We start from the raw sequence: 1,625 nt of genomic DNA on the forward strand, positions 1-1,625 counted from the left end.
ATACTCCTTATTGACCGTAAGAAAGTATATCAGTCCCAGAAGTTGTAGCAAAACCTCTGATGACCTTAGTGAATGCTTTGTTTTGTGTTTAGTATACACGATTACGATACATTTGTCAAGCGTTTATCGGAAAGTTTACAAATAACTTCTGATAAATGCTTTTTTGTACCCGTCTGACAGTCGGATCAGGCGGCTGACAGCAATTTAAAAAGAATAAAGGTTGATGAAGTAACCTCGACGATATCTCAGACAACTGCTGATCTTTTCAGTCGTACTTAACAGCTTCGCATTAGCGAGCCTGCATATATGCAGATACCTAGTACGTGCCGTGATGAGCTGCTCTAACAGCTCTAGCAAGTATATATGCCTTGTGAGGCTGAGCTACCGAGAAAGTAATCGAGCGTCACTGCTGTGGCAGTGCAAGGGGCGTAACCGACAGCAAGCAGCATATTCAGAGCTTGTCACTCTGAGCTGTGATGACTAGGGATCAACATGATCACGTCAAAAGGAAAGACATCAATTAAGTAAAAAACGGCTTAACCGTTTCAATACCAACAGGCGTATAGCCTTATACCGCTTGTTGGGACAAAATCAAGAAGAAATTCTTGATCTTGTCCGAATAAGCAATTTGGCAGGGGCAGAAGGATTCGAACCCTCGGCACGCGGTTTTGGAGACCGCTGCTCTACCAACTGAGCTATACCCCTAGATAAAAAAATGTGGTGGACCATCAGGGACTCGAACCCCGGACCCACCGGTTATGAGCCGGTTGCTCTAACCAACTGAGCTAATGGTCCACATAGAGCAAAAAAATAGCAAGCTTTTTGAGAAGCTTGCATAACGACCTCACGCAAGCGAGAGGAAATATTGGTGACCCGTGGGAGAATCGAACTCCCGATGCCGGCGTGAGAGGCCGGAGTCTTAACCGCTTGACCAACGGGCCATATAATGCTGAGCTGCAGCATATAAAGAAAAACCGCAGCGAGCAAAAATATATCTGCCCGTTACGGGAAATTTGGTGCACCATCGGGGACTCGAACCCAGGACCCACTGATTAAGAGTCAGTTGCTCTACCATCTGAGCTAATGGTGCATAGGTGTCGGCAGCACCCTATCTTACCGGGACGTTACCATCCAAGTATTTTCGGCGAAGAAGAGCTTAACTACTGTGTTCGGCATGGGAACAGGTGTGACCTCAACTCAAACGCCACCGACTAAGTGAAGAGGAACGAATCCTCAAAATTGAATAATGAAAAAGCTGTTGGTTAAAAGGAGTAGTCATAACCAATAAGGTTAAGCCCTCGACCGATTAGTACTCGCTAGCTAAACACGTCACCGTGCTTACACTTTGAGCCTATCAACCTTGTAGTCTTCAAGGGGTCTTACTCTGTAAACAGAAGGGATATCTTATCTTAAGGGCGGCTTCACGCTTAGATGCCTTCAGCGTTTATCCGTTCCGCACATAGCTGCCCAGCTGTGCCACTGGCGTGACAACTGGTGCACCAGAGGTGCGTCCATCCCGGTCCTCTCGTACTAGGGACAGCTCCTTGCAAATATCCTACGCCCACGACAGATAGGGACCGAACTGTCTCACGACGTTCTGAACCCAGCTCGCGTACCGCTTTAAT

Annotated in this window: 4 tRNA genes and 2 rRNA genes; all 6 read right to left on the minus strand. The window is 47.0% G+C overall.

The features are described 5' to 3' along the window. Positions 1-629: 629 nt before the first annotated feature. Positions 630-705: transfer RNA gene (locus tag WS40_RS10485), tRNA-Trp, on the minus strand. Between the two features lie 13 nt (positions 706-718). Continuing rightward, positions 719-795: transfer RNA gene (locus WS40_RS10490), tRNA-Ile, on the minus strand. A gap of 71 nt (positions 796-866) precedes the next feature. Further along, a tRNA-Glu gene (locus tag WS40_RS10495) sits at positions 867-941 on the minus strand. A 73-nt stretch (positions 942-1,014) separates the two neighbouring features. After that, a tRNA-Lys gene (locus WS40_RS10500) sits at positions 1,015-1,090 on the minus strand. A 5-nt stretch (positions 1,091-1,095) separates the two neighbouring features. Continuing rightward, positions 1,096-1,212 (minus strand): 5S ribosomal RNA (gene rrf / locus WS40_RS10505). A gap of 74 nt (positions 1,213-1,286) precedes the next feature. Then, a 23S ribosomal RNA gene (locus WS40_RS10510) occupies positions 1,287-1,625 on the minus strand; the annotation flags it as partial.

It is taken from the genome of Ruminococcus sp. N15.MGS-57, assembly GCF_000980385.1.
In the GTDB taxonomy this organism is placed as follows: Bacteria; Bacillota; Clostridia; order Oscillospirales; family Ruminococcaceae; genus Hominimerdicola; species Hominimerdicola aceti.